This is a genomic window from Pseudarthrobacter sp. MDT1-56, from assembly GCF_059383555.1.
The window spans coordinates 303,339-324,040 of sequence record NZ_JBWZCK010000001.1 but is presented as its reverse complement, the minus strand read 5'-3'; the positions used below and the strand labels follow the sequence as shown (position 1 = coordinate 324,040).

General features: G+C 68.8%; 20 protein-coding genes. 7 read left to right on the top strand and 13 right to left on the bottom strand.

Features of this window, described 5'->3' with window-relative positions; genetic code table 11:
* Positions 1–30: 30 nt before the first annotated feature.
* Complete coding sequence (locus tag AC50YC_RS01530; RefSeq protein WP_494951885.1) at positions 31–903, bottom strand: universal stress protein; 873 nt, start codon at positions 901–903, stop codon at positions 31–33.
* 202 nt (positions 904–1,105) lie between these two features.
* On the opposite strand from AC50YC_RS01530, the gene AC50YC_RS01525 reads away from it, so the two are divergent.
* Entirely contained in the window at positions 1,106–1,921 is an 816-nt protein-coding gene (locus tag AC50YC_RS01525; protein WP_494951884.1) for an AMIN-like domain-containing (lipo)protein, read from the top strand.
* Positions 1,922–2,041: 120 nt separating this feature from the next.
* On the opposite strand, the gene gabT is transcribed toward AC50YC_RS01525, so the two are convergent.
* Both gabT and AC50YC_RS01515 read right to left on the bottom strand, forming a co-directional pair.
* On the bottom strand, positions 2,042–3,397 hold the full coding sequence (gabT, locus tag AC50YC_RS01520) for a 4-aminobutyrate--2-oxoglutarate transaminase (protein WP_494951883.1): 1,356 nt from the start codon (positions 3,395–3,397) through the stop codon (positions 2,042–2,044).
* Between the two features lie 82 nt (positions 3,398–3,479).
* Positions 3,480–4,910, bottom strand: coding sequence for a gamma-aminobutyraldehyde dehydrogenase (locus AC50YC_RS01515; protein ID WP_494951882.1), 1,431 nt, complete (start codon positions 4,908–4,910; stop codon positions 3,480–3,482).
* A gap of 145 nt (positions 4,911–5,055) precedes the next feature.
* On the opposite strand from AC50YC_RS01515, the gene AC50YC_RS01510 reads away from it, so the two are divergent.
* From AC50YC_RS01510 to AC50YC_RS01495, 4 genes are all read left to right on the top strand, one after another.
* A complete protein-coding gene (locus tag AC50YC_RS01510) occupies positions 5,056–6,498 on the top strand; it encodes a PucR family transcriptional regulator (RefSeq protein ID WP_494951881.1) in 1,443 nt (480 codons plus the stop codon).
* 121 nt (positions 6,499–6,619) lie between these two features.
* Entirely contained in the window at positions 6,620–6,751 is a 132-nt protein-coding gene (locus tag AC50YC_RS01505) for a hypothetical protein (protein WP_494951880.1), read from the top strand.
* Positions 6,744–7,997, top strand: a complete 1,254-nt coding sequence (locus tag AC50YC_RS01500; RefSeq protein WP_494951879.1) for an MFS transporter — start codon at positions 6,744–6,746, stop codon at positions 7,995–7,997. The genes AC50YC_RS01505 and AC50YC_RS01500 overlap by 8 nt, the downstream gene beginning before the upstream one ends.
* On the top strand, positions 7,994–8,674 hold the full coding sequence (locus tag AC50YC_RS01495; protein ID WP_494951878.1) for a FadR/GntR family transcriptional regulator: 681 nt from the start codon (positions 7,994–7,996) through the stop codon (positions 8,672–8,674). The genes AC50YC_RS01500 and AC50YC_RS01495 overlap by 4 nt, the downstream gene beginning before the upstream one ends.
* 96 nt (positions 8,675–8,770) lie before the next feature.
* On the opposite strand, the gene AC50YC_RS01490 is transcribed toward AC50YC_RS01495, so the two are convergent.
* The gene (locus AC50YC_RS01490; RefSeq protein ID WP_494951877.1) at positions 8,771–9,307 is read right to left on the bottom strand and encodes a hypothetical protein; all 537 of its coding nucleotides are present in this window, start codon (positions 9,305–9,307) and stop codon (positions 8,771–8,773) included.
* A 137-nt stretch (positions 9,308–9,444) separates the two neighbouring features.
* Between AC50YC_RS01490 and AC50YC_RS01485 the strand changes: the two genes are divergently transcribed.
* The gene (locus AC50YC_RS01485; protein WP_494951876.1) at positions 9,445–10,344 is read left to right on the top strand and encodes a DUF1206 domain-containing protein; all 900 of its coding nucleotides are present in this window, start codon (positions 9,445–9,447) and stop codon (positions 10,342–10,344) included.
* Between the two features lie 21 nt (positions 10,345–10,365).
* Here AC50YC_RS01485 and AC50YC_RS01480 read toward each other — a convergent pair whose 3' ends face one another.
* The 4 genes from AC50YC_RS01480 to AC50YC_RS01465 all read right to left on the bottom strand — a co-directional run bounded on the left by AC50YC_RS01480 (position 10,366) and on the right by AC50YC_RS01465 (position 15,176).
* A complete protein-coding gene (locus tag AC50YC_RS01480) occupies positions 10,366–11,355 on the bottom strand; it encodes a DNA topoisomerase IB (RefSeq protein ID WP_494951875.1) in 990 nt (329 codons plus the stop codon).
* 220 nt (positions 11,356–11,575) lie between these two features.
* A complete protein-coding gene (locus AC50YC_RS01475) occupies positions 11,576–13,036 on the bottom strand; it encodes an FAD-dependent oxidoreductase (RefSeq protein WP_494951874.1) in 1,461 nt (486 codons plus the stop codon).
* An 89-nt stretch (positions 13,037–13,125) separates the two neighbouring features.
* Complete coding sequence (gene cobA / locus AC50YC_RS01470; protein ID WP_494951873.1) at positions 13,126–14,448, bottom strand: uroporphyrinogen-III C-methyltransferase; 1,323 nt, start codon at positions 14,446–14,448, stop codon at positions 13,126–13,128.
* A gap of 74 nt (positions 14,449–14,522) precedes the next feature.
* Positions 14,523–15,176: a TetR/AcrR family transcriptional regulator gene (locus AC50YC_RS01465; RefSeq protein ID WP_494951872.1), complete on the bottom strand. Its 654-nt coding sequence runs from the start codon at positions 15,174–15,176 to the stop codon at positions 14,523–14,525.
* A 72-nt stretch (positions 15,177–15,248) separates the two neighbouring features.
* On the opposite strand from AC50YC_RS01465, the gene AC50YC_RS01460 reads away from it, so the two are divergent.
* Entirely contained in the window at positions 15,249–15,743 is a 495-nt protein-coding gene (locus tag AC50YC_RS01460; RefSeq protein ID WP_494951871.1) for a cupin domain-containing protein, read from the top strand.
* Positions 15,744–15,789: 46 nt separating this feature from the next.
* Here the strand turns inward: AC50YC_RS01460 and AC50YC_RS01455 are convergent, their stop codons facing one another.
* From AC50YC_RS01455 to AC50YC_RS01435, 5 genes are all read right to left on the bottom strand, one after another.
* Positions 15,790–16,086, bottom strand: a complete 297-nt coding sequence (locus tag AC50YC_RS01455; RefSeq protein ID WP_494951870.1) for a putative quinol monooxygenase — start codon at positions 16,084–16,086, stop codon at positions 15,790–15,792.
* A gap of 227 nt (positions 16,087–16,313) precedes the next feature.
* Positions 16,314–17,249 carry an ABC transporter permease gene (locus AC50YC_RS01450; RefSeq protein WP_494951869.1) on the bottom strand — a complete coding sequence of 312 codons (936 nt, stop codon included), beginning with the start codon at positions 17,247–17,249 and terminating at the stop codon, positions 16,314–16,316.
* Positions 17,239–17,964, bottom strand: a complete 726-nt coding sequence (locus tag AC50YC_RS01445) for an ABC transporter ATP-binding protein (protein WP_494951868.1) — start codon at positions 17,962–17,964, stop codon at positions 17,239–17,241. The genes AC50YC_RS01450 and AC50YC_RS01445 overlap by 11 nt, the downstream gene beginning before the upstream one ends.
* 55 nt (positions 17,965–18,019) lie before the next feature.
* Positions 18,020–19,192 (bottom strand): ABC transporter substrate-binding protein, encoded by a 1,173-nt coding sequence (locus tag AC50YC_RS01440; RefSeq protein ID WP_494951867.1) that lies wholly within the window; start codon positions 19,190–19,192, stop codon positions 18,020–18,022.
* A gap of 237 nt (positions 19,193–19,429) precedes the next feature.
* Positions 19,430–20,596: an RtcB family protein gene (locus AC50YC_RS01435; RefSeq protein WP_494951866.1), complete on the bottom strand. Its 1,167-nt coding sequence runs from the start codon at positions 20,594–20,596 to the stop codon at positions 19,430–19,432.
* Between the last annotated feature and the right edge of the window lie 106 nt (positions 20,597–20,702).

Genomic DNA, 20,702 nt, shown 5'->3' with positions numbered 1-20,702 from the left:
GCCCAGGGGGCCGGCGCACTCCGGGCCTTGTCAGACCCCGGGGCTGGTGTGCATCCGTGAGTATTCGCGCGGAACTACCACCATGGGGACCGGCAGGGCCAGGAGCACCTTGTGGGCAGTGCTGCCGATGAACAGTTTGTTCTTCTCCGCCAGGCGGGACGAACCGACGATCATGATCTCGCCCTCGTCCCAGTCGATGTCGTCGATCGCTTCCTCAATGGTGCGGCCATGGGCCACTTCAACGGTGACGTCGTGCCCCTCCGGGAGCCGGTGGGCGGCCGCGGTGAGGACGGTATTGGCATGGATGTGCGCCGCGTTGATGTTTTCGCCGCTGTCCCCTTCGGCGTCGAGTTCCACGAGGGAAACCAGCCGCAGCGGGACCCCGCGGCGTTCCGCGGCCGTGATCGCGACGTCGATCGCCGCCTCCGCGCCGGGACGCTGGCCCACCGCGAGGGTCAGCCGGGTGATCGGCTCCGTGCGGTGGTAACCCCGGGGGGCCAGGGCCACCGGAACGGGCGAGGCGTGGAGCATGGCGTTGGCCGCGCTGCCAATGGTGTAGCGCTTGAACAGTCCGGCGCTGGCGGCACCGACGACGATCAGTCCGGCCTCGTAGTCCAGGGCTGCATCAATGAGGCCGGCGGCGTGTGAGTCCGCGTGGCGGACATGGAACTTGGCCTCGACGTCCTTGGGGATGAGGGACAGGCCCTCCCGTTCCGCGGTGAGCATCTCCTGCTCCGCGGCGCTGACACCGCTTCCCTCCGGGTGCAGGGCGACGTAAGGGGTCCGCCGGTCCACAACGTAGACCAGGTCAAGTTGCGCGCCCTGGGCCCGGGCCAGGGCAGAGGCCAGCGCGACGGCGTCGGCGCCGCGGTCGCTGGGGGTATAGCCAACTACGTATCGCATGTATGAACCCCTTATGGGTCTGTGGCAGAAGCCAGCTTTGCTCCGGGGGTTCCGGGCGACGTCGGCCGGTCTGCGTTTCCTGCAGTGGTAGGAACGACTCTAGCCCAGCGGGGCCCGGAATTGGCCGTGTCAGTCCGTGACTTTCGGCCCTGAGCAGGGCAATCATCCGTCCCTAGGCTGGCAGGGTCGAGGGGAGCTCATCATGAGTGCGATTGACACCCGGAAGATCCGCGCCACCACACGGAACACCGGCCTGGGGATGTTGGCCCTGCTGCTGGCCCTCACCGCCTGTACGCCGTCCACACCGCAAACCGGCGGAACCAGCCCGCCCGCTGCCACGTCGACTGCGACCGCCACCTCCACCGCGACGGCCCCCGCCACGTCGACCGCTTCTCCTTCCGCGTCAGCCACCGTTCCGGCCGACACTGACGAAACGGCTCCGCCGCATTCGGGCGTCAGGGTGATCTCCTCCAGGATCGCCCTCGACTGGACCTGGCCGGGCCCCGGCAGCCCGTTCAGGGCAACGCATGAGAACCCGGTGCCAATTTCTCCGCCGCCGGCCGCTCCCCTGCCCGCGCTGTACGCCATCGGAGCCGGGACGCACCCCGTGGAGACTCCGCCCTACGACCAGCTGAGCTTCCGGTTCCTGGGCGGGTTCCCGAGCTACGACATCGAGTTTGTGCCCGAATTGCTGGCCGACGCCAGTGGCCTGCCGGTTTCCATGCCCGGCACCGGTGCGATCCTCAAAGTGGTCTTCCACGGCGCCCAGGCGCATACGGCGGACGGCATGGCCAGCACCATTACGCGCGAACCGGGCCCGGCGCTCGGCTACCCGGCGCTCACCAGCTACGCCGCGGCCGGGGACTTCGAGGGCGTGGTCAGCTACGGGATCGGCGTCGGCCGGCCGACGGATCCGGTGCCGGAGACCAAGGTGCGGGTCTGGGAGGTCGAGAAGATCGAGCGCGGCCAGCCCGTCTACGTCGTCGCGGTCCAGCTCGACGCCACGAACTGGAAGTAGCTCCCGGAGAAACAGCACGAGTTTAACGCAGCAGAGCCGCGGACGGTGTGTCCGCGGCCCTGCTGGTGTGAGGTATCCGGTGTCCGGATGGCCGGCTGGATTGGCGGCCGGCGGACCGCCTTAGGCGTTGGCCTTGATGGCCGCGGCCAGGACCTGGAGGCCGTCCAGCAGCAGCTCGTCGCTGATGACCAGCGGCGGCAGCAGGCGGATGACGTTGCCGTAGGTGCCGCAGGTAAGGATGATGACGCCCTCCTTGAGGCAGGCCGCGGCGACGGCCTTGGTCAGCTCCGGGTTCTGCTCCTTCGAGCCGGCCTGGACCAGTTCGATCGCGAGCATGGCGCCGCGTCCGCGGACGTCGCCGATCACGGGCTGTTCAGTCGCCAGTTCGCGCAGCTTGCCGAGGGCGAGCTCCTCGATGTGCTTGGCACGGGCATTGAGGCCGTACTGCTCCATGGAGCCGATCGAGGCCAGCGCCGCGGCGCAGGCCACCGGGTTGCCGCCGTAGGTGCCGCCGAGGCCGCCCGGGTGGACGGCGTCGAGCAGCTCGGCGCGGCCGGTGATGGCGGACAGCGGCATACCGCCGGCGATGCCCTTGGCCATGGTGATGATGTCAGGGACGACGCCCTCGTGGTTCACGGCAAACCACTCGCCGGTGCGGCAGAAACCGGACTGGACCTCGTCGGCGATGAAGACGATGCCCTTGTCCTTGGCCCAGGCTGCCAGCGCCGGGAGGAAGCCCTCGGCGGGGACAATGAAGCCGCCCTCGCCCTGGATGGGCTCGATGATGATCGCGGCAACCTGCTCGCCGCCGATCTGCTTCTCGATCATGGTGATGGCGCGCTTGGCGGCCTCGGCACCGGTGATCGCCGGGTTCTCCTCGCGGTACGGGTAGCTCATCGGCATGCGGTAGACCTCGGGCGCGAACGGGCCGAAGTTGGTCTTGTAGGGCATGGCCTTGGCGGTCAGCGCCATGGTCAGGTTGGTGCGGCCGTGGTAGGCGTGGTCGAAGGCGACGACGGCGTCCCGGCCGGTAGCCAGTCGGGCCACTTTGACGGCGTTCTCGACGGCTTCAGCACCGGAGTTGAACAGCACGGTGCGCTTCTCGTGGTCGCCCGGGGTGAGCCGGTTCAGCTGTTCCGCGACGGCGACGTAACCCTCGTAGGGGGTGACCATAAAGCAGGTGTGGGTGAAGTGCTCCACGGCTTCCTTGACCGCGCCGACGACGGCGGGGTCGGAGGCGCCGACGCTGGTCACGGCGATGCCGGAGCCGAGGTCGATGAAGGAGTTGCCGTCGACGTCGTGGATGATGCCGCCGTCGGCGTCGGCGACGTACACGGGAACGGTGGACGCGACGCCTGCGGCCACGACGGCCTTGCGGCGCTCGGTCAGGGCAACGGACTTGGGGCCCGGGAAGTCGGCCTGGACGCGCCGCTTCTGCTCAAGACGGTAGGTGATGTCATTCGCGGTGGTGGTCATGGAAAAGCCTTTCTTGCTGAATGGGGCCACGCCGGCAGGGTTCCCTGGCCGAAGCGGAGCGAGGTTAGGGAGCCGGTGGGGATTATGCGTCCAGCGCACTCATGACGTGCTTGATGCGGGTGTAGTCCTCCACGCCGTACATGGAGAGGTCCTTGCCGTAGCCGGACTGCTTGAAGCCTCCGTGCGGCATTTCGGCGGTGAGGAGGATGTGGGTGTTGATCCAGACGGCGCCGAAGTCCAGGTCGCGGCTCAGGCGCATGGCCGTGCCGTGGTTGGAGGTCCAGACGCTGGAGGCGAGGGCGTAGTCGACGTCGTTCGCCATCTCCACGGCTTCTTCCTCGGTGCTGAACTTCTGCACCGTGATGACCGGGCCGAAGGCTTCCTTCTGCACGATGTCGTCGCTCTGCTTCGCGCCGCTGACGATGGTGGGCTCGAAGAAGAACCCCTTCTCCCCGGCCTGGTGGCCGCCGGTCTCGATCCGGCAGTTCTCCGGGAGGGACTCCACCAGGGCCTTGACCGTGTTGAAGTGGTTGACGTTGTTCAGCGGGCCGAAGTAGTTGTCCTCGTCATTCTGCGAGCCGGTACGAAGGGACTTGGTGTGCTCCACCAGGGCCGCCACGAGATCGTCGTAGGCGGCGTCCTGGACCAGCACCCGGGCGATCGCGGTGCAGTCCTGGCCGGCGTTGAAGAACGCGAACTCGGCGATGGCCGCGGCGCTCTTCTTGATGTCGGCGTCGGCGAACACCACGGCGGGAGCCTTGCCGCCAAGCTCCAGGTGGGCGCGCTTGAGGCCCTTCGCGGCACCGGAGGCGACGGCGATGCCGGCCCGGACGGAGCCGGTGATGGAGACCAGGCCGGGGACCTTGTGCTCCACCATCAGGGCGCCGGTCTCGCCGGTGCCCAGGACGACGTTGAGCACGCCGGCCGGGAAGATCTCGCCGGCGAGACGGGCCAGGACGAGGGTGGATTCCGGGGTGGTGTCCGAGGGCTTGAGCACCACGGTGTTGCCCGCGGCCAGGGCGGGACCGATCTTCCAGATGGCCATCAGGAACGGGTAGTTCCAGGGCGCGACCTGCGCGACAACGCCGATGGGTTCGCGCCGGACGTAGGAGGTGTGGCCCTCGAAGTACTCTCCGGCGGACTTGCCCTCCATGATGCGGGCGGCGCCGGCGAAGAAGCGCAGCTGGTCCGCACCGGCGGCAACTTCCTCGGAGGCGATCAGGGACCGGACCTGGCCGGTGTTCCGGTGCTGGGCCTCGACGAGCTCGTCGCTGTTCGCCTCGACGGCGTCCGCGAGCTTGAGCAGCATCAGCTGGCGCTGCCCCGGCGTCGTGTGCTTCCAGCTCTTGAAGGCGTCCTTCGCAGCGGTCATGGCGGCGTCGACGTCGGCCTGCCCCGAGACGGGCGACTTCGCTACGACTTCGCCGTTGGTGGGATTGACGATGTCCAGCATCCCGGTTCCGGCAGGAGTGACAAACTCGCCGTTGATGAAGTTCTGCAAGGTTTGAACCACGGTGTACAACCTCTTTCGCGCTGAAAAGGACCCAATGAGACTGCTCCGAGCCTATGCCAGCCGGTCAACCCCGGGGAATAGTCACCTGCACACCGTTGCCGCCATATTTTAGTGCGCTTGCCCAGCCCGCGGTTATCCTGAATCCATGGCCATTTCACTTGCCGCCCTGCTGGGGGTGCCGTCCCTCAAACTCGCCAAGGCTGGCCTCGCGGAGACCACCTGGCACGAGGACATTGTCTGGGTGGCCGTCACCGAACAGGAGGACCCGCAGCGGTTCCTCAACGGCGGCGAACTGGTCCTCACCACGGGCATGCGGCTCAAGAGCGCCCCGGAACAGCGCCGCTTCGTCCGCCAGGTCCAGCGCGCCGGGGCGGTGGGCATCGGCTTTGGCGTCGGCCTGACGCACGACGCCGTGCCGCCGGCCCTGATTGCCGAGGCCAACCGCTGGGGGCTTCCGGTGGTGGAGGTGCCGTACGAGACGCCGTTCATCGCCATCGGCAAGCTGGTCGCCGACGCCCAGTCCGCGGACCACTTCACCAAGCTGGAGCGGCTCATCGCCGGGCACCAGATCCTGGCCCGCGCGCTGCTCACCGGCGGCGGCCTGGCCGAACTCCTCAAGCATCTAGGGTCCATGCTGCGGACCGAGATCGTGCTGACCCAGTTCACCGCCCAGCTCTACAACAGCGTGGCCGGCCATCCCGCCCCGAGCGCCGAGGGCTGGGCGTCCTTCCCGATTCCCACCGGCCGCCGCGACGCGTGCACACTGTGGGTCAAGCAGCCCTTCGAGGACTCGGGGATCGTGGGGTACGCGCAGAACCTGATCAGCGTCGAGCTCAACAACATGGTCAAGCAGCGGCAGTCCCAGCGCGCCCTGGCGGGGCAGGTCCTGGAGGACGTGATCCACGGGACCCTGGAGCCGAGCGAGGCCACCCGGCGGCTCGCGGGCATCGGCGTCAACAGCACCCGCCGGAACGTCGTCCTGCTGGCCGAGTCCGCCGCGCACGTCAAGCAGCTTGGCACGTCCTCGCTGCCGCAGCCGCTGGAAATGTCGGTGAGCGCCGTGGTCGGCAAGGATCTGGTGGTGGTGATTCCCGACGACGGCAGCGGAGCCAGTGCGCTGGCCAGGAGCCTCAGCGACCATCTGGCCGAGGCGGGGATCCACGCCACGATCGGGATTGGCGGGGCGTACACGAAGCCCAACGGGCTGCGCTGGAGCTACTTCGAGGCCCGCGACGCGGCAAGCCACGGCCTGCCCGTGAACGAACCAGAGCGGCTCAGCCTGACCTCGCTGCTGCTGGCCAGCGAGGACGTGCCGCTGGCGGACATGGCCAACGAGTCCCTCAACCCGCTCCGGAGCTTCGATGCCACCCACGGCGCCGAGCTGCTGACGACGCTGGAGAGCTACCTGAACAACAACGGCTCGGTGGCGGCCGTGGCGGAGGAGCTCACGCTGCACCGGAACACGGTCCGGTACCGGCTGGCCCAGATCACCGAGCTCACCGGCTACGACCCGGCCCAGACCGCGGACCGGGTGCAGCTCTGGCTTGCACTGGCCGTGCAGCGGCTGGGCGCGCGGCACCCGCGCTGACCGCCGCCTTCCCGCCGGCCCACCGGCCACGCAGGGGTGGGTCCGCAAAAAGAAGAAGAACAAGCAGGGCGCCGAGGACGGGGCCCGGACGAAGATGGGCCGCAAAGAGTACGAGGCGGAGATGGCCAAGCTGCAGGGCGAGCTGGTCGCCCTGCAGGAATGGGTGAAGTCCACCGGAGCGTCACGTGCCGAGATATTCGCCACTAAAGATGAAAGCACAAACATCAAACGTCTAACCTTTAGGAATGGCTAGCAGCACGGCGGCGTCCGCCCTTCCCCAAACAGCACCTCCCGCCGTCGTGCGTGCACCGCGCGGCGTGATCATCGCCGGAGTCGTCGCGATCGTGCTGATCGGCCTCAACCTGCGCGCCGGCATCACCGGCGCCGCCGCGCTCCTGCATGACCTGCAGGCCGTCCTGGGCTACGGGCCGCTGATTGCCGCCATCATCCCCTCCATTCCGACTTTGTCCTTCGCCGTGGCCGGTGCCGCCACCTCGTGGCTCACCCGGGTCCTGGGGCTCGAGAAGGCGATCCTGCTCTCCCTGGTGCTGCTCGCGGCCGGTCTGCTGGTCCGCGGGATCCCCACCACCGGCATGTTGATGGCGGGCACGGTCGTCGGGATGTCCGGGCTGGCGATCTGCAACGTGGCGATGCCGTCCTTCATCCGGGTCTATTTCGCGCACCGGACGTCGCTGATGACGGCACTGTATACCGTGACCATGACGACGGGCGCCACCGTTGTTGCCGTGCTGATCGTGCCGGTCGCGCAGCAGCTCGGCTCGCCCTCCGCCGGCGTCGGGGCGATCGGGTTCCTGGCGCTGGGCGCCTGCCTTGGCTTCCTGCCGATCGCGCTGCACGCCCACCGGAACGCGCCCGCCGTCAAGGCCGGCCGGGTGTCCCCCTGGCCCCTGCTGCGGACCCGCACGGGCGTGCTGATCACGCTCGGTTTCACCGTCCAGGCTTTGCTGGCCTACGCCGTGCTGAGCTGGTTCCCCTACATGCTGGTCACGCTGGGCATGACGGCCTCCGAGGGCGGGCTGATGTTCGGCCTGATGCAGCTGGTCTCCGTCCCGGCGGGCATGGTGCTGGTCGCGATCGGCTCACGCCCCCGGATGCAGCGCACCGCGTTTTACCTGGCCACGGTCACGATGGCCGTGGGTGTCCTGTCCATGCTGGTCCTGCCGGTCTCCTGGGCGCCGCTGACCGCCGTGCTGCTCGGCTTCGGGCTGGGCATCTTCCCGCTGGTGATGGTGATGATCAGCCGCAGCGGCCGCACCACCGCCGAAACCACGGCACTGTCCACGGTCGCGCAATCCGCGGGCTACCTGCTGGCGACGCTCGGCCCCTTCGGCATGGGGCTGCTGCACAGCGCCACCGGGTCCTGGACGCTGCCGCTGATCCTGCTGCTGGCCGTGGCCTTGGGCCAGATCGCCGTCGGGCACCTGCTGACCGCCAAACCCAAGGTCACCCTGGTCGCCGCCCGAGAGGTTCAGTCATGACACTCACCACCTCCCACCGTCCGCCGCTGGTGGAGGAGATCACCGCCAAGCTCCGTGAGCTGATCCATTCCGGCGAATGGCCGCTGCAGCAGCGGATCCCGGCCGAACCGGAGCTGATGGCCGCCCTCGGCGTCTCCCGGGGCACGCTGCGCGAGGCCATTAAGGCCCTCGCCCACAGCGGCATGCTGGAAGTCCGGCGCGGGGACGGCACCTACGTCCGCGCCACCAGCGAGATCTCCGGCGCGGCCCAGCGCATGTACCGGGACCACTCCCAGGTCCACATCCTGGAGGTCCGGGTCGGACTGGACACCCAGGCCGCCCGGCTCGCCGCCCGCCACGCCACCGCCGACGACGTCGGGGCGATGCGCGCGCTGCTGGAGGCACGCCGTGTCGCGTGGCTGGCCGAGGATTACGCCGGGTGGGCCCGGGCCGACTGGGAATTCCATGTCCTCGTGGCGCAGGCTTCGGGCAACCCGCTGCTGCACGAGCTGTACGTCAGCTTCGGCGTCGTCTTCCACGCCGACCTGCTCCGGCAGCAGGGCCGCGCCGGCTTCAACGGCCTCCCGCACGAAGGCCACGACGAACTCGTCGACGCCATCGCCGCGCACGACGAGACGGCCGCCGTCGAGAGCGTGCACCGGAACCTGAACTCCTGCGCGGAGTGGATCCAGCAATAGCTGCCCCGCCCAGCACAAAGGCCTCCGCACCGGGATCCCGGTGCGGAGGCCTTTGTGTTGAGGCTCAATGCCGCGCGGCTGGCGCGGCAGCCTCGACTAGCGTGAGAGGCCCGCGAAAACGTTCTTGGGACGCTGCATTTCGCCGTGCTTGGCGCCCATGACGATCACCGAGCCGGCAAAGACGGGGATGGCCCACTGCAGGATCTTCAGCTGCTGCTGTGCGGAGCGGAGTTCCTCGGAGGCACCGGGCTTGGGCTCGGTGGCACCCTTGGCGCCTTCGCTGGCGAGCTTGTCCACCTTGGCGCCCTGGAGCCCGGCGTAGAGGCTCACGCCGGCACCGGCGAGCGTGACGATGGACTTGATGACGCTGAGGCGCGTGACGCCGTCCTGCTTGGCCATCCGGCCCTTGTTTTCCCACATGATGGCGAGGCCGGAGAGGAAGTGCGCGCCGAAGGCCGCCGTCTGGACCGGGGCCCACTTCTTCCAGCCCAGGCTCGAGAGACGGGTGCGTTCGGCCGGATCCTTGGCTTCCGCCGTCGCCCCGTTCAGCCCAATGGCGCCCATCAGCGAACCGCCGAACCAGGCACCCGCCGTCAGGTCGTGGATGGATCGGGCAACAAGATTTCCTGCCATGTTGAGCTTCCTATCGTCTGAGTTCGAATCCGGAACAGTCGTGGCCCACGAAAGGCCGCGTCCGGGCTATGGTAAGCACACTTATGAAAAAGTTGGTAGTTCCGGGGACGGAGTCCTCCCTGCGTAGAATCGGCGGCATGGAATCACCGGGACCAAACGGCCAGCCAGCGTCCGGCGGAACCCTCGGGGCGGCCGACGGCGGAACCCGGGGCGGGACCCTCGGGGCGGCCGCCGGCGGCGCGGCCGACGCTGCGGAAGCGGCGTCGGACAGCGCCACGCTCGACGTCGTCGCCCGGTCCGGCTTCGCCGTGATGGCGCTGCTGCACATCGTGATCGGGGCGATTGCGATGGCCCTGGTCCTGGGCGCCCCGGGCCAGGCCGAGCCGACCGGGGCGATCGAACAGCTCGCGGCCAACCCGTGGGGACCTGCGGTCATGTGGGCGGGGTTCATCGCCTGCGCCGGGCTCTCGCTGTGGCAGCTGAGCGAGGCCACGCTTCGGGCCAGGCACCTCCCGCGCCGGCAGCGGCTCGGGAAGCTCGTTTCCTCCGGTTTCCTCAGCATCGCCTACGGCAGCGTGGGGCTCAGCTTCGCGGGCTTCGCGCTGGGCAACGGGGGCGATTCGGGCGACTCGACCCGGGACTTCAGCACCGCCCTGGTCCGCAGCCCGTTCGGTGTGCCGGCGCTGATCGGCCTGGGCCTGACCATCATCGGGATCGGCGTGTACTTCATCGTCAAGGGCGCGGGAAAGAAGTTCAAGGAGGAGCTGCGCCATTTTGAGGGGATGCGCCGGGGCCGGCTGATCAGCGGCCTGGGCGTCGCTGGCCACATCGCCAAGGGGGTGGCCCTGATCCTGACGGGCCTGCTGTTTGTCATCGCCGCAGCCACCAACGATCCCGCCTCGTCCACGGGACTGGACGGCAGTCTCAAGGCCCTGCAGGACCACCCGTTTGGCCCCGTCCTGCTCCTGGCAATCGGTGCCGGCTTCATCGCCTACGGCCTGTTCGCGCTGGTCCGGGCACGCTTCGGCCGGATGTAGCCTGGCGGCCGCTCTGCCCCCTCAGCCCAGCGGAACGACGTCGCCTTCCTGGTACAGCAGGGCACGGACCTCGGATTCTGCGGAGTCCAGCCGTTTCGGGTCGATGGTCTCCCCCGCGGCGAAGTGGTCCAGGACCCGCGGATCCACATAGCTCTTCCGGGCGATTGACGGCGTGTTGCCGAGGACGTCGGACGCGTCCAGCATGGCGCGGCTTACCGCCCTCTTGCGGGCAGAGACCTTGGGCTGCGGGCCGGTCCGCGCCAGGCTGGCGGCCGCGGCCACCGTCCCGCGCAGGGTGCGGAAGTCCTTGGCGGTGAAGTCCTGGCCGGTGCGCTCCTTGACGTACTCGTTGATGTCCGAGCTGGACACTGGGCGCCAGCTCCGGCCGTCCTTGTAGGCCAGCAGGCGGGCGTTGCCGCCGCGGCGCTTGAGCTGGCGCACGACGGCGGCGAGGTCGGCGTCGTTGATCCGCGACTCCCAGTTCTTGCCGCTCTTGGCGGGGAAACTGAGCCGGAGCTCGTCCTTGCGCACGCCGACGTGGGCGCAGAGCAGGGTGGCGAGGCCGTGGCTGCCGTTCTCGTTCGTGTAGCGCTCGGAGCCGACCCGCAACGAACCGCTGTCCAGCATCCTGAAGGCGGCGGCCAGCACCCGCTCCCGGGTGAGGCCCTCCGAACGGAGGTCCATGGTGACGAGCCGGCGCGCGGCCGGCAGGGTTTCGGCGAGCTGGAGGGCGCGGTCGAACTTCAGCCGGTCCTTCTTTTCGCGCCAGCCCGGGTGGTAGATGTACTGGCGCCGGGCGACGGCGTCGAGCCCCGTGGCCTGGATGTGTCCGTTGTCGTACGGCGCAATCCAGACATCCGTCCAGGCCGGCGGGATGCCGATGCTTTCGAGCCGCTCGCGCACGGGTCCGGGCGGCAGGGTGGAGCCGTCCAGGTCCTTGTAGCTGAAGCCGGTCCCGGCCGGGACCCGACGGTAGCCGCGGCCGGACGCGTTGCTGCGCCGGAGCCTCATCGGCGGGCTCCTGCTTGGCGGGCTCCGGGGCAGCGGGCTCCTGGTCCGGGGGTTGCTGGCATGTGCTGCTCATCCATGACGGTAAGCCTACTGACTAAACCTCGGTTTTCCGCCACCCATGAAACAACGCGGGGTCGCTCACGGCCCATCGTCCCCTCCGGGACGGGCGCGCAGCGACCCCGCGTTGCTCTGTGATGCGTGATGCGCGGTGGTGGTGGGGTCAGACCTCTGCGGCCACCCCGCCACGGGAAATCTCCACCATGTCCTCGCGCGGGACCACCTTGATGCGTTCGCGCTGGATGCCGTCTGTACCGGCGTCGGCGCTGGCCTTCGCGCCGAGGGACCGCTCGTGTGCGTCCAGGGCCAGCCAGCCTTCCCAGCTGGTGTACTGCACGCCGCGGTTCTCCAGCAGTTCGACGATCGTCTCCGGGGCCGGGGCCGCGGCGAGCGGCAGGTTTTCGCGGTCCTCCAGCAGGTAGGTCACGGTCTCCAGGGCGTCGCCCTTGGTGTGCCCGATCAGGCCGACCGGGCCACGCTTGATCCAGCCGGTGGCGTAGATGCCCGGCACGTGGGCGCCGGAGGCGTCCAGGACGCGGCCGCCGTCGTTCGGGACCACGCCCTTGCTGTGGTCGAACTCGACCTCGGGCAGCGACGAGCCGAAGTAGCCGATGGCGCGGTACACGGCCTGGACCGGGTAGTCGACGACCTCGCCGGTGCCGCGGGCGTTGCCCGTGCCGTCCAGTTCGGTGCGCTCGAACTTGATGCCGGCGACGCAGCCGGGGGCCTCGGCGTCGTCGTAGACCTCGACCGGGCTGTGCAGGAAGTGCAGGTGCAGGCGACGGGAGGCCGTGAGCTCGGCGAGGTCCTCGGGCTGCTCGGCGATCCAGTTGGTGAGCGTGCCCACCATGGTCTTGGTCTGGTTGTTGCTCTGGATCTGCCGGTCCGATTCGGCGTCGAACTCGAAGTCCTCGGCGTACAGGATGATGTCCACGTCCTTGGAGTGGGACAGCTCGCGCAGCTCCAGCGGGGTGAACTTCACCTGGGCGGGGCCGCGGCGGCCGAAGACGTGGACGTCGGTGACCGGGGAGGACTTGAGGCCGGCGTAGACGTTGTCCGGGATCTCGGAGACCAGGAGGTCGTCGGCGTGCTTGGAGAGCATCCGGGCGACGTCGAGGGCCACGTTGCCGTTGCCGATCACGGCGATTTCCTTGGCGTCCAGGGGCCATTCGCGGGAAACGTCCGGGTGGCCGTCGTACCAGGAGACGAAGTCGGCGCCGCCGTAGGAGCCCTCGAGTTCGATCCCGGGGATGTTCAGGTCCGCGTCCTTGATGGCTCCGGTGGCGAAGATGACGGCGTCGTAGTGCGTGCGCAGGTCCTCGAGGGTGAGGTCCGTGCCGTAGTCGACGTTGCCGAAGAAGCGGATATCCCCGCGGTCCAGGACCTTGTGCAGGGCGTTGACGATCCCCTTGATGCGCGGGTGGTCCGGGGCCACGCCGTAGCGGATCAGTCCGTAGGGCGCCGGGTAGCGGTCGAAGAGGTCGATGCTGACGGTGAGCTCACCGCTCTTGACGGCCTCGCTCTTGGTCAGGATGTCCGCGGCGTACACCCCGGCGGGTCCGGAGCCGACGACGGCGATGCGCAGCGGGCGGGCAGCAGTTCCTACAGGGGTGTTCGTTGACACGGCTGTGTTCCTTTGTTCTTCTGCATCCGTTGCTCCACAACTGCCCTTTTGGGGCCTGATAACGGCAGTTATGGAGCAATCGACGGGGGTTAGGGGGTCAGTACGCGGGTCTGGGTGGTGCTGGTGGTGCTTGCGGTGCAGGTGGACTTGGTGGTGCTTGGCGTGCGGGGGGCGTTCGGGGAGGTGGTGCTGTAGTCCGAGGTCTTGAAGTGCGACGGCGCGAACGGGCTGACGCGGACCACGTCACCGATCACGATCACGGCGGGGTTCGCGACGCCTGCGGCCTCCGCCTGGTCCGCGATGGTCCCGAGCGTTCCGATGGTCACCCGCTGGTTCGGCAGATAACCATTCTCTACGATGCCAACAGGCGTCCCCGCTGGCAAACCGGCGCGGCCCAGCGAGGCCGCCGAATCCCGGAGTTGGCCCACGCCCATGAGCAGGATCACGGTGTGGTCGGCCCGGGCGGGGACTTCGGAGAGCTCCTCGTGGCCGGTGACAACACTGAAGCCCTTGGCCAGGCCGCGGTGGGTGACCGGGATGCCGGCGGCAGCCGGGACGGAGATGGCGGAGGTGACGCCGGAAACCACTTCAACCTCGACGCCGTGCTGCCGGCAGAACTCGGCTTCCTCGCCGCCGCGGCCCAGGACGTACGGGTCGCCGCCCTTGAGCCGGACCACGCGGTGTCCCTGCAGGGCTTCGTCGACCAGGATCCGGTTGATCTCGGACTGCGGGACGGGGTGGTGGCCGGGGGTCTTGCCGACCTCGATCACGCGGACGTCGGGGGCCAGTTCGCTGAGGAGTTCGCGCGGGCCCAGGCGGTCCGCGACGACGACGTCGGCCTGGCCCAGGAGCCGGCGGCCGCGGACGGTGATGAGTCCGGTGTCGCCCGGTCCGCCGCCCACGAGCGCGACGGTGCCGGCGGTTGTGGTTGCGCGTTGCCGGCGCAGCGGCAGGTCCCCGGTTTCCAGGGCGGTGGCGACGGCGTCGCGCAGGGCCATGGCGCGGCGCGGGTCTCCCCCGGCGTTCACGGCGATCTTGACGTCATCGACGACGGCGACGGCGGGTGTCCAGGCGGCGGAGGCCTCGTGGTCGGAGGCGTTGACGCACCAGATGCGCTGCGCCTCGGCGTCGCCGGATACCTGCGCGTCCACGGCGGCGTCGCCGGTCGCGGTCTGGACGAACCAGACGCCGACGACGTCGGCCGTGCGGTAGGTGCGGGGCTCCCAGGCGAGGAGGCCGGCGTCGGCGAGGCCGGTCAGGGCCGGGCAGGCCAGGGGCGCGACGACGGTGACGCGGGCGCCGGCGTCGAGCAGTCCCTTGGCGCGGCGTGCGGCGACCGGGCCGCCGCCGACGACCAGCACGGGGCGGCCGAGGAGGCGCAACGCCGTGGGGTAAATGTCCTGAATTGCCATGCCTCGACGATAGGGCGGCGTCAGGGAGCGGAACAACGGTCCGGAAACACCCGTTCACGCGGGGTAACGCCACGTCACATAGTTGTTGACGGCCGGTTGCCGCGCGACGGACCGGGGTCAAGGCCCTTCAGGCCGCCCGTCAGCGCCTGGCTAAGCAGGGCGCCAGCTGTCCACCGCATCGACGCGACGGCGGCTTCCCGGCTGAGGCCGCCGACATCCGTCAGCCAGACCAGCGATTCGATGCCCGTGGCGCTTCGGATCGCCAGCACCAGCTGATGGATCTCCTGATCCGACAGCTGATCCCGGAGTGGAGCCAGCGCCTCGGCGATCCAGCCGATGGCGCGGCCCTGACGGAGCGGGAGGCGCTGCTGGTGGCTGTCGGCCGGCTCAAGCGAAAGCCGCAGCATGGTCCGCTGCTGCGCCTCGGTTTCCACGATCATCTGGGTGAACTCGAACACAACGGCATCCAGCCGCTCCCCCACGTCTTCGGGCGGATTCTCCGGCAGCATCGACGTGCGCCCTGTTTCGGGATGCGCGGCGGCCAGCAGCTCCCGCTGGCCTGGGAAGTAGCGGTACGCGGTGCTGCGGGAGACCCCGGCGGCGAGCGCGGCGTCGTCCACGGTGGGGGATGTGCCAGACGCCACGAGCTGGCGGGCCGCTGCCACGAGGGCATCAAAAGTGCGGCGCTTTTGGCTCGTCCGGCCTGCGTCCACGTAGGGTCTTGACATGCGCTTCATGGTACACCAGTCTTGTTATGGGATAACAGTCCCATAAGTGCTCCGCAAAGCATCGAGGCGATCATGATGGAGACCAAATACTCAGCATCCGCGATAGTCCGGCAGCCCGGCGAAGGGGAAAGGCGCTGGTTCTTCGGCGGCGGGGTGCAGACCTGGAAGGCGACGGAGAAGGACACCGCGGGGGTATTCTTTCTCTTCGAAGACGACATGGACCTAGGCAAGGTCACGCCGCTGCACACCCATCCGGACTCCGACGAGACGATGTACATCCTGGCCGGCGAGATCCTGATGAACATGAACGGCTCCGAGCACCGGGTTGCGGCAGGCGGCCTCACGATCGCCCCGCGCGGCGTTCCCCATGCGTTCAAGGTCCTGCAGCAAGGAACCCGCATGCTCTGCCTGCACACGCCGGGCGGCGCGCAGGCGTTTTACCTGGGCGCCAGCGAGCCGCTCGCCGCCGATGACGATGGTCCGCGGGTGGTGGACTTTGACCGGATCCGCGAGTCGGGGCGTATGAACGGCGGCATCGAAATCCTGGGACCCCCGCCGTTCGACTAGCGGCGGGGGCAGGTACGGTCGGCTCCGCCGGCGGTCGGAAGGCCGCCTATTTCACCGCGATGAGCTCGATGAGTTTGATGTCGGGGTCCTTGGCCAGCAGGGCGGGGCCGTGCTCGCCGAGGGCCGCGGGGATGGCTCCGTTGAGGTGGGCCTGCCGGCCCTCCTCAGTGTCGAAGGTGTCAAAGATGCCGAAGGTGGTCTCGTTGACCCGGAAGGCGTACCAGGTCCTGGTGCCGGGCTCCGTCAGAACGATTTCGCGGCCGCCGTTAAGGAAGTCCCAGACTTCCTGTTCTTTCCCCGGCTTGGCTTCGACCAGTGCCAGCACTCCGTATTTTGGCGCCACGGCTGTCTCCTCAGAATTGGGCTGGATGGGCCGAAAACCGGCCTATAGCCGCGAGTGTAGGCCGGTGCCGGGGTCCGGGCAAGGCGTCGCGAGGAGCGCCCCGCGCCCGGCAATGAGGCATTGCAGATGGCGCCGCAGGAGGTCTGCCAGACGCAGCAGACCCCGACGGCGGTAGTCGCCGTCGGGGCCCGTATCGGGCTGCCCCGCGTTGGTTGGGGAGGGGCTGCTTAGCGTGTGCTGCCGGCGAGGAGGCCTCGACGGCGGAGCAGACGCTTTTCGATCGGGGCGAAGAACAGCAGTTCGATCAGGATGCCGACGCCGAGGATCATCAGGATCGCGGCCATCACGATGGTCATGTCGGACAGGTCGCGGCCCTGGTTCAGCATGGAGCCCAGGCCGAAGCCGATGGAGCCGCCGACGGCGATGATTTCCGCGGCCATCAGCGAGCGCCAGGAGAACGCCCAGCCCTGCTTGAGTCCGCTGAGGTAGCCGGGCAGCGCGGCCGGGAGGATGATCTGCAGGGCCAGCTGGAGCCGGGACGCGCCCAGGACCGTGCCGACGCTGCGGTACTGCGGCGGGATCTGGTCCACGCCGGAGATCAGCCCGTTGATGATCGAGGGGATGGCGCCCATGAACACCACGAAGTACACGGTGGCGTCGGTCAGGCCGAACCAGATGATCGCCGCCGGCACCCACGCCACGGACGGCAGCACCTGCAGGCCGGAGATGAGCGGGCCGAATGCGCGGCGCAGCGGGGCGACCTGGGCGAGCAGGAGCCCTACCGGGGTCGCGATGGCCACGCTGATCAGGAACCCGACGAGCCCGCGCTGCAGCGAGGTCCACACCGCCTCCTGCAACTTCCCGTCGGCCCACAGGGTACCCAGCTGGCCCAGTACATCCAGCGGTCCGGGCACCAGGTCCTGCCGCTTGAAGCCCAGGGACACGTAGAGCTGCCAGATGATGACCAGCACCGCGAGCGCGGCAACCGGCAGCAGGACCCGGCTCCAGTCGACGCGGGCCTTGCGCACGGCGTCGGACTGCAGCGAGTCCAGCCCGGCCTCGAGCTCGCGGAGGTCGGCCGGGCCGGTGGAGGACCGGGTCAGGGCCGCAGTGATGTGGTGGGTCTCGGCGGGCTCCACCAGGGAGGCTGGCTTATTTGGCATGGCGGCGGATCTCCTCGCGTAGCCGGGCGGTGATTTCGCCGGTGAGCTGGCCGGCCAGTCCGGCGTCGGTGCGGTGCTCTTCGCTGACGTGCCATTCCCGCACCACGCGGCCGGGCCTGGAGGAGAGCAGCAGCACGCGCTGGCCCAGCCGGACGGCCTCGCGGACATTGTGGGTGACAAAAACGATGGTGCGGCCGGTTTCCTTCCAGATGCGCTCCAGCTCGTCGTGCAGCAGGTCGCGGGTGATCGCGTCCAGGGCGGCGAACGGCTCGTCCATCAGGAGCAGCTGCCGGTCCTGGGCGAGCGAACGGGCCAGGGCCACGCGCTGGCGCATCCCGCCGGAGAGCTCGTGCGGGCGCTTGTCCCCCGCGCCGCCCAGGTGCACGAGGTCCAGCAGCTCCCCCGTCTTGACCCGGCGCTCGGCCTTGCCGACGCCGCGGAGCTTGAGTGCCAGCTCGATGTTCCCGCGCGCGGTCAGCCAGGGGAACAGGGCCGCGTCTTGGAACATAAAGGCGGCGCCGTCGCTCGGCACTTCCAGGGCGCCCGACGTCGGGGCCTCCAGTCCCGCCATGATGTTCAGCAGGGTGGACTTGCCGCAGCCGGACGCACCGAGCAGGGCGACGAACTCGCCCTGCTCGATGTTGGCGTTGACGTCGTCCAGCACCGGGGCGCCGTCGCCGAAGCGCTTGCCCAGGTTTTCCAGTACGACTGGCATGGTCACGTCCTTACTTCTGTTGGCACTTCTGTTGGCGGGCGGGGGAAGGAACTGGCTAGTCCTTGCCCAGTCCCTGCGCGGAGATCTTGGTGCCCGTGGCGCCCCCGCCGAGGACGCTGTTCAGCGCCGTGAGGTCGAAGATGCCGTTGATGTCGGCCTGTTTGGTGGTGCCGGCGTCGACGCCGTCCTGGAGTAGCTTCTGGTAGGTTCCGGCGAGCGGGTCGACGGTGTAGGCGATGTTGTTGAGCGAACGGTCAATCACGTCAGTCGGCAGGGCGGCGCCGGCGGAGTCCTTGAGCGCGGCGTTGAGGACCGTGGACTTCTCCGCCGCGGGGGCGGCGTTGAGCCAGTCCACGGATGCGACGTGGCCCTTCAGCAGCGCCTTGACGGTCTCGGGGTGCGCGGCGGCGAAGTTCTTGTTGACGATCAGGACGGTGGTGATGAACTCGCCCTGCTCCCACAGGTCCTTTTCGTCGACCAGGACCTTCGCGCCGGCCTGGAGCACCAGGCGGGAGGCCCAGGGCTCCGGCAGCCACGCGCCGTCGAGCTTTCCGTCCTGGAAGAGTTTCAGCGTCTGGGCGTTCTCGGTGGGATTGATGGCGACGTCGCCGCCGCCGTCGGTGTTGGTCTGGTAGCCCTGCGTACCGAGCCAGGCGCGGAGGGCCACGTCCTGGGTGCCGCCGAGCTGCGGGGTCGCGAGCTTCTTGCCCGCCAGGTCCGCGGCCGAGTTGATCTCGGGTTTGACCACCAGCTGCGCTCCGCCGGACGCGGCACCGGCGATGACGCTGATCGATTCGCCCTTGCTCTTGACGTAGGAGTTGATGGCCGGGTTGGGGCCGATGTAGGTGGCGTCGATGGCGCCGGCGTTGAGGGCTTCGATCGCGGCGGGGCCGGCGTTGAAGACCTGGGTGCTGAGCCTGGTCTCGCCGAGGCTCTTCGCGATCAGGCCCTGGCTCGTGCCGATCAGGGCCGGGGCGTGGGTGATGTTGCCGAAGTAGCCGAGCTTGAGTTCGGCAGCCGGGGTGGCCACGGGGACTGCGGCGGCGGCTTCATTGGTGCGGTTCAGCGACGACGCGACGGCGGCACCGGCGCCGATCAGCAGCACGAGGCCGACCGCCAGGCTGATCTCCAGCGCGCGCCTGCGTTTGGGCTTGGCCGATTCGCCGGCGACGATCCGTGTAGTTCCGGGGGTCTGGCCGGGGGTGGGGTTGTTCGAGCGGGATGACATGGTGGAGTTCCTGTTCCTGGGGGTGCGGGGAGGCCGGGCGGGTGGTCAGCGCCGGCGACATCGCCCCCGGGGTACCCTGCTGGCGGTGCCAGGGGAAAGCCGTTCCGTGGTTGTCATTGCTTCACCATAGGGACTGCGGGGAACACGGTTCAACGGCCCGGAAACCCGGGGTCACGCGGGTTCATGCAGCGTCACATGCGGGCCGCCATCCGGGCTCTGCAGCGGATTTATGGCCGATTAATCGCCTTTAACGTTGACGAGCTGCCGGAGCTTGTGCCGTATCTTGACAAGGTCCGCGGAGTCGAGCATCACCTGCTCTATGGGTTTGTACGCCGCCGGGATCTCGTCGATGAAGGCCTTGCTGGGCCCGAATTCGATGCCGTGCATGGCGGCCTTCAGCTCGGCCAGGGTGAAGAGCTTCTGGGCGGCGTGCCTGGAGTATTCGCGCCCGGCGCCGTGCGGGGAGGAGTTCAGCGACTCGCGGTTCCCCAGGCCCACCACAACGTAGGACGCGGTGCCCATGGAGCCGGGAATCAGCCCGGGGTCCCCCGCCTCGGCCCGGATCGCTCCCTTGCGCGAGACCCAGACGGACTTGCCGTAGTGGTGTTCCTTCGCGGTGAAGTTGTGGTGGCAGTTGATCCGTTCGGCCTCCCGGACGGAGCCGCCGGTCCAGGATTCAAACTGCCGGACCACGCGGTCCATCATCTCCTCGCGGTTCAGCAGGGCGAAGTGCTGGGCCCAGCGGAGTTCCCTGATGTACCGGTCGAATTCGGGGGTGCCTTCCTCGAGGTAGGCCAGGCCCGGATGCGGCAGGGCGATGTTCCGGCTCCGGATCAGGCTGCGGGCCTCGCCGATGTGCCGCTGGGCGAGTTTGTTGCCGACGCCGCGGGAGCCGGAATGCAGGAACAGCCACACGGCATCCGTCTCGTCCGCGCACACCTCGATGAAGTGGTTGCCCGAGCCCAGCGACCCCAGCTGCAGTGTCCAGTTCGCGGCGTACTGGGCGGGGTCGAACCGGGCGCTGGCTGCCATCCGCCGCAGTTGGTCAATCCGCGGTCCGGCGGTGGCGCTGATCCTGTGGTTGAAGTGGCCGGCGGACAGCGGAACGGCGTGCTCAATGCCCTCCCGCAGCGGTTTGCGGTCCTTGGGCAGGTCCTTCACGGAGTACTGCGTGCGGACGGCGATCATGCCGCAGCCGATGTCCACACCCACGGCCGCGGGGATGACGGCGCCGAGGGTGGGGATGACGGATCCCACGGTGGCGCCCAGGCCCAGGTGGGCGTCCGGCATCAGCGCCAGATGCGGATAGATGATGGACAGCTGCGCCGTGGCCAGGGCCTGTTCGAGGGTCTTGTCATCCAGGATCGACGCCCAGTTGAACAGCTTGTTGTTGATGACTTCCAACGATCTGCCCTCCCATGACGATGATCGTGGGAGGGCAGCCCGGTGGCAAGGGCCCTAGACTGCGACTTCGATGCTCAGGCGGGGCAGGGCAGTGCCAGCCAAGAAA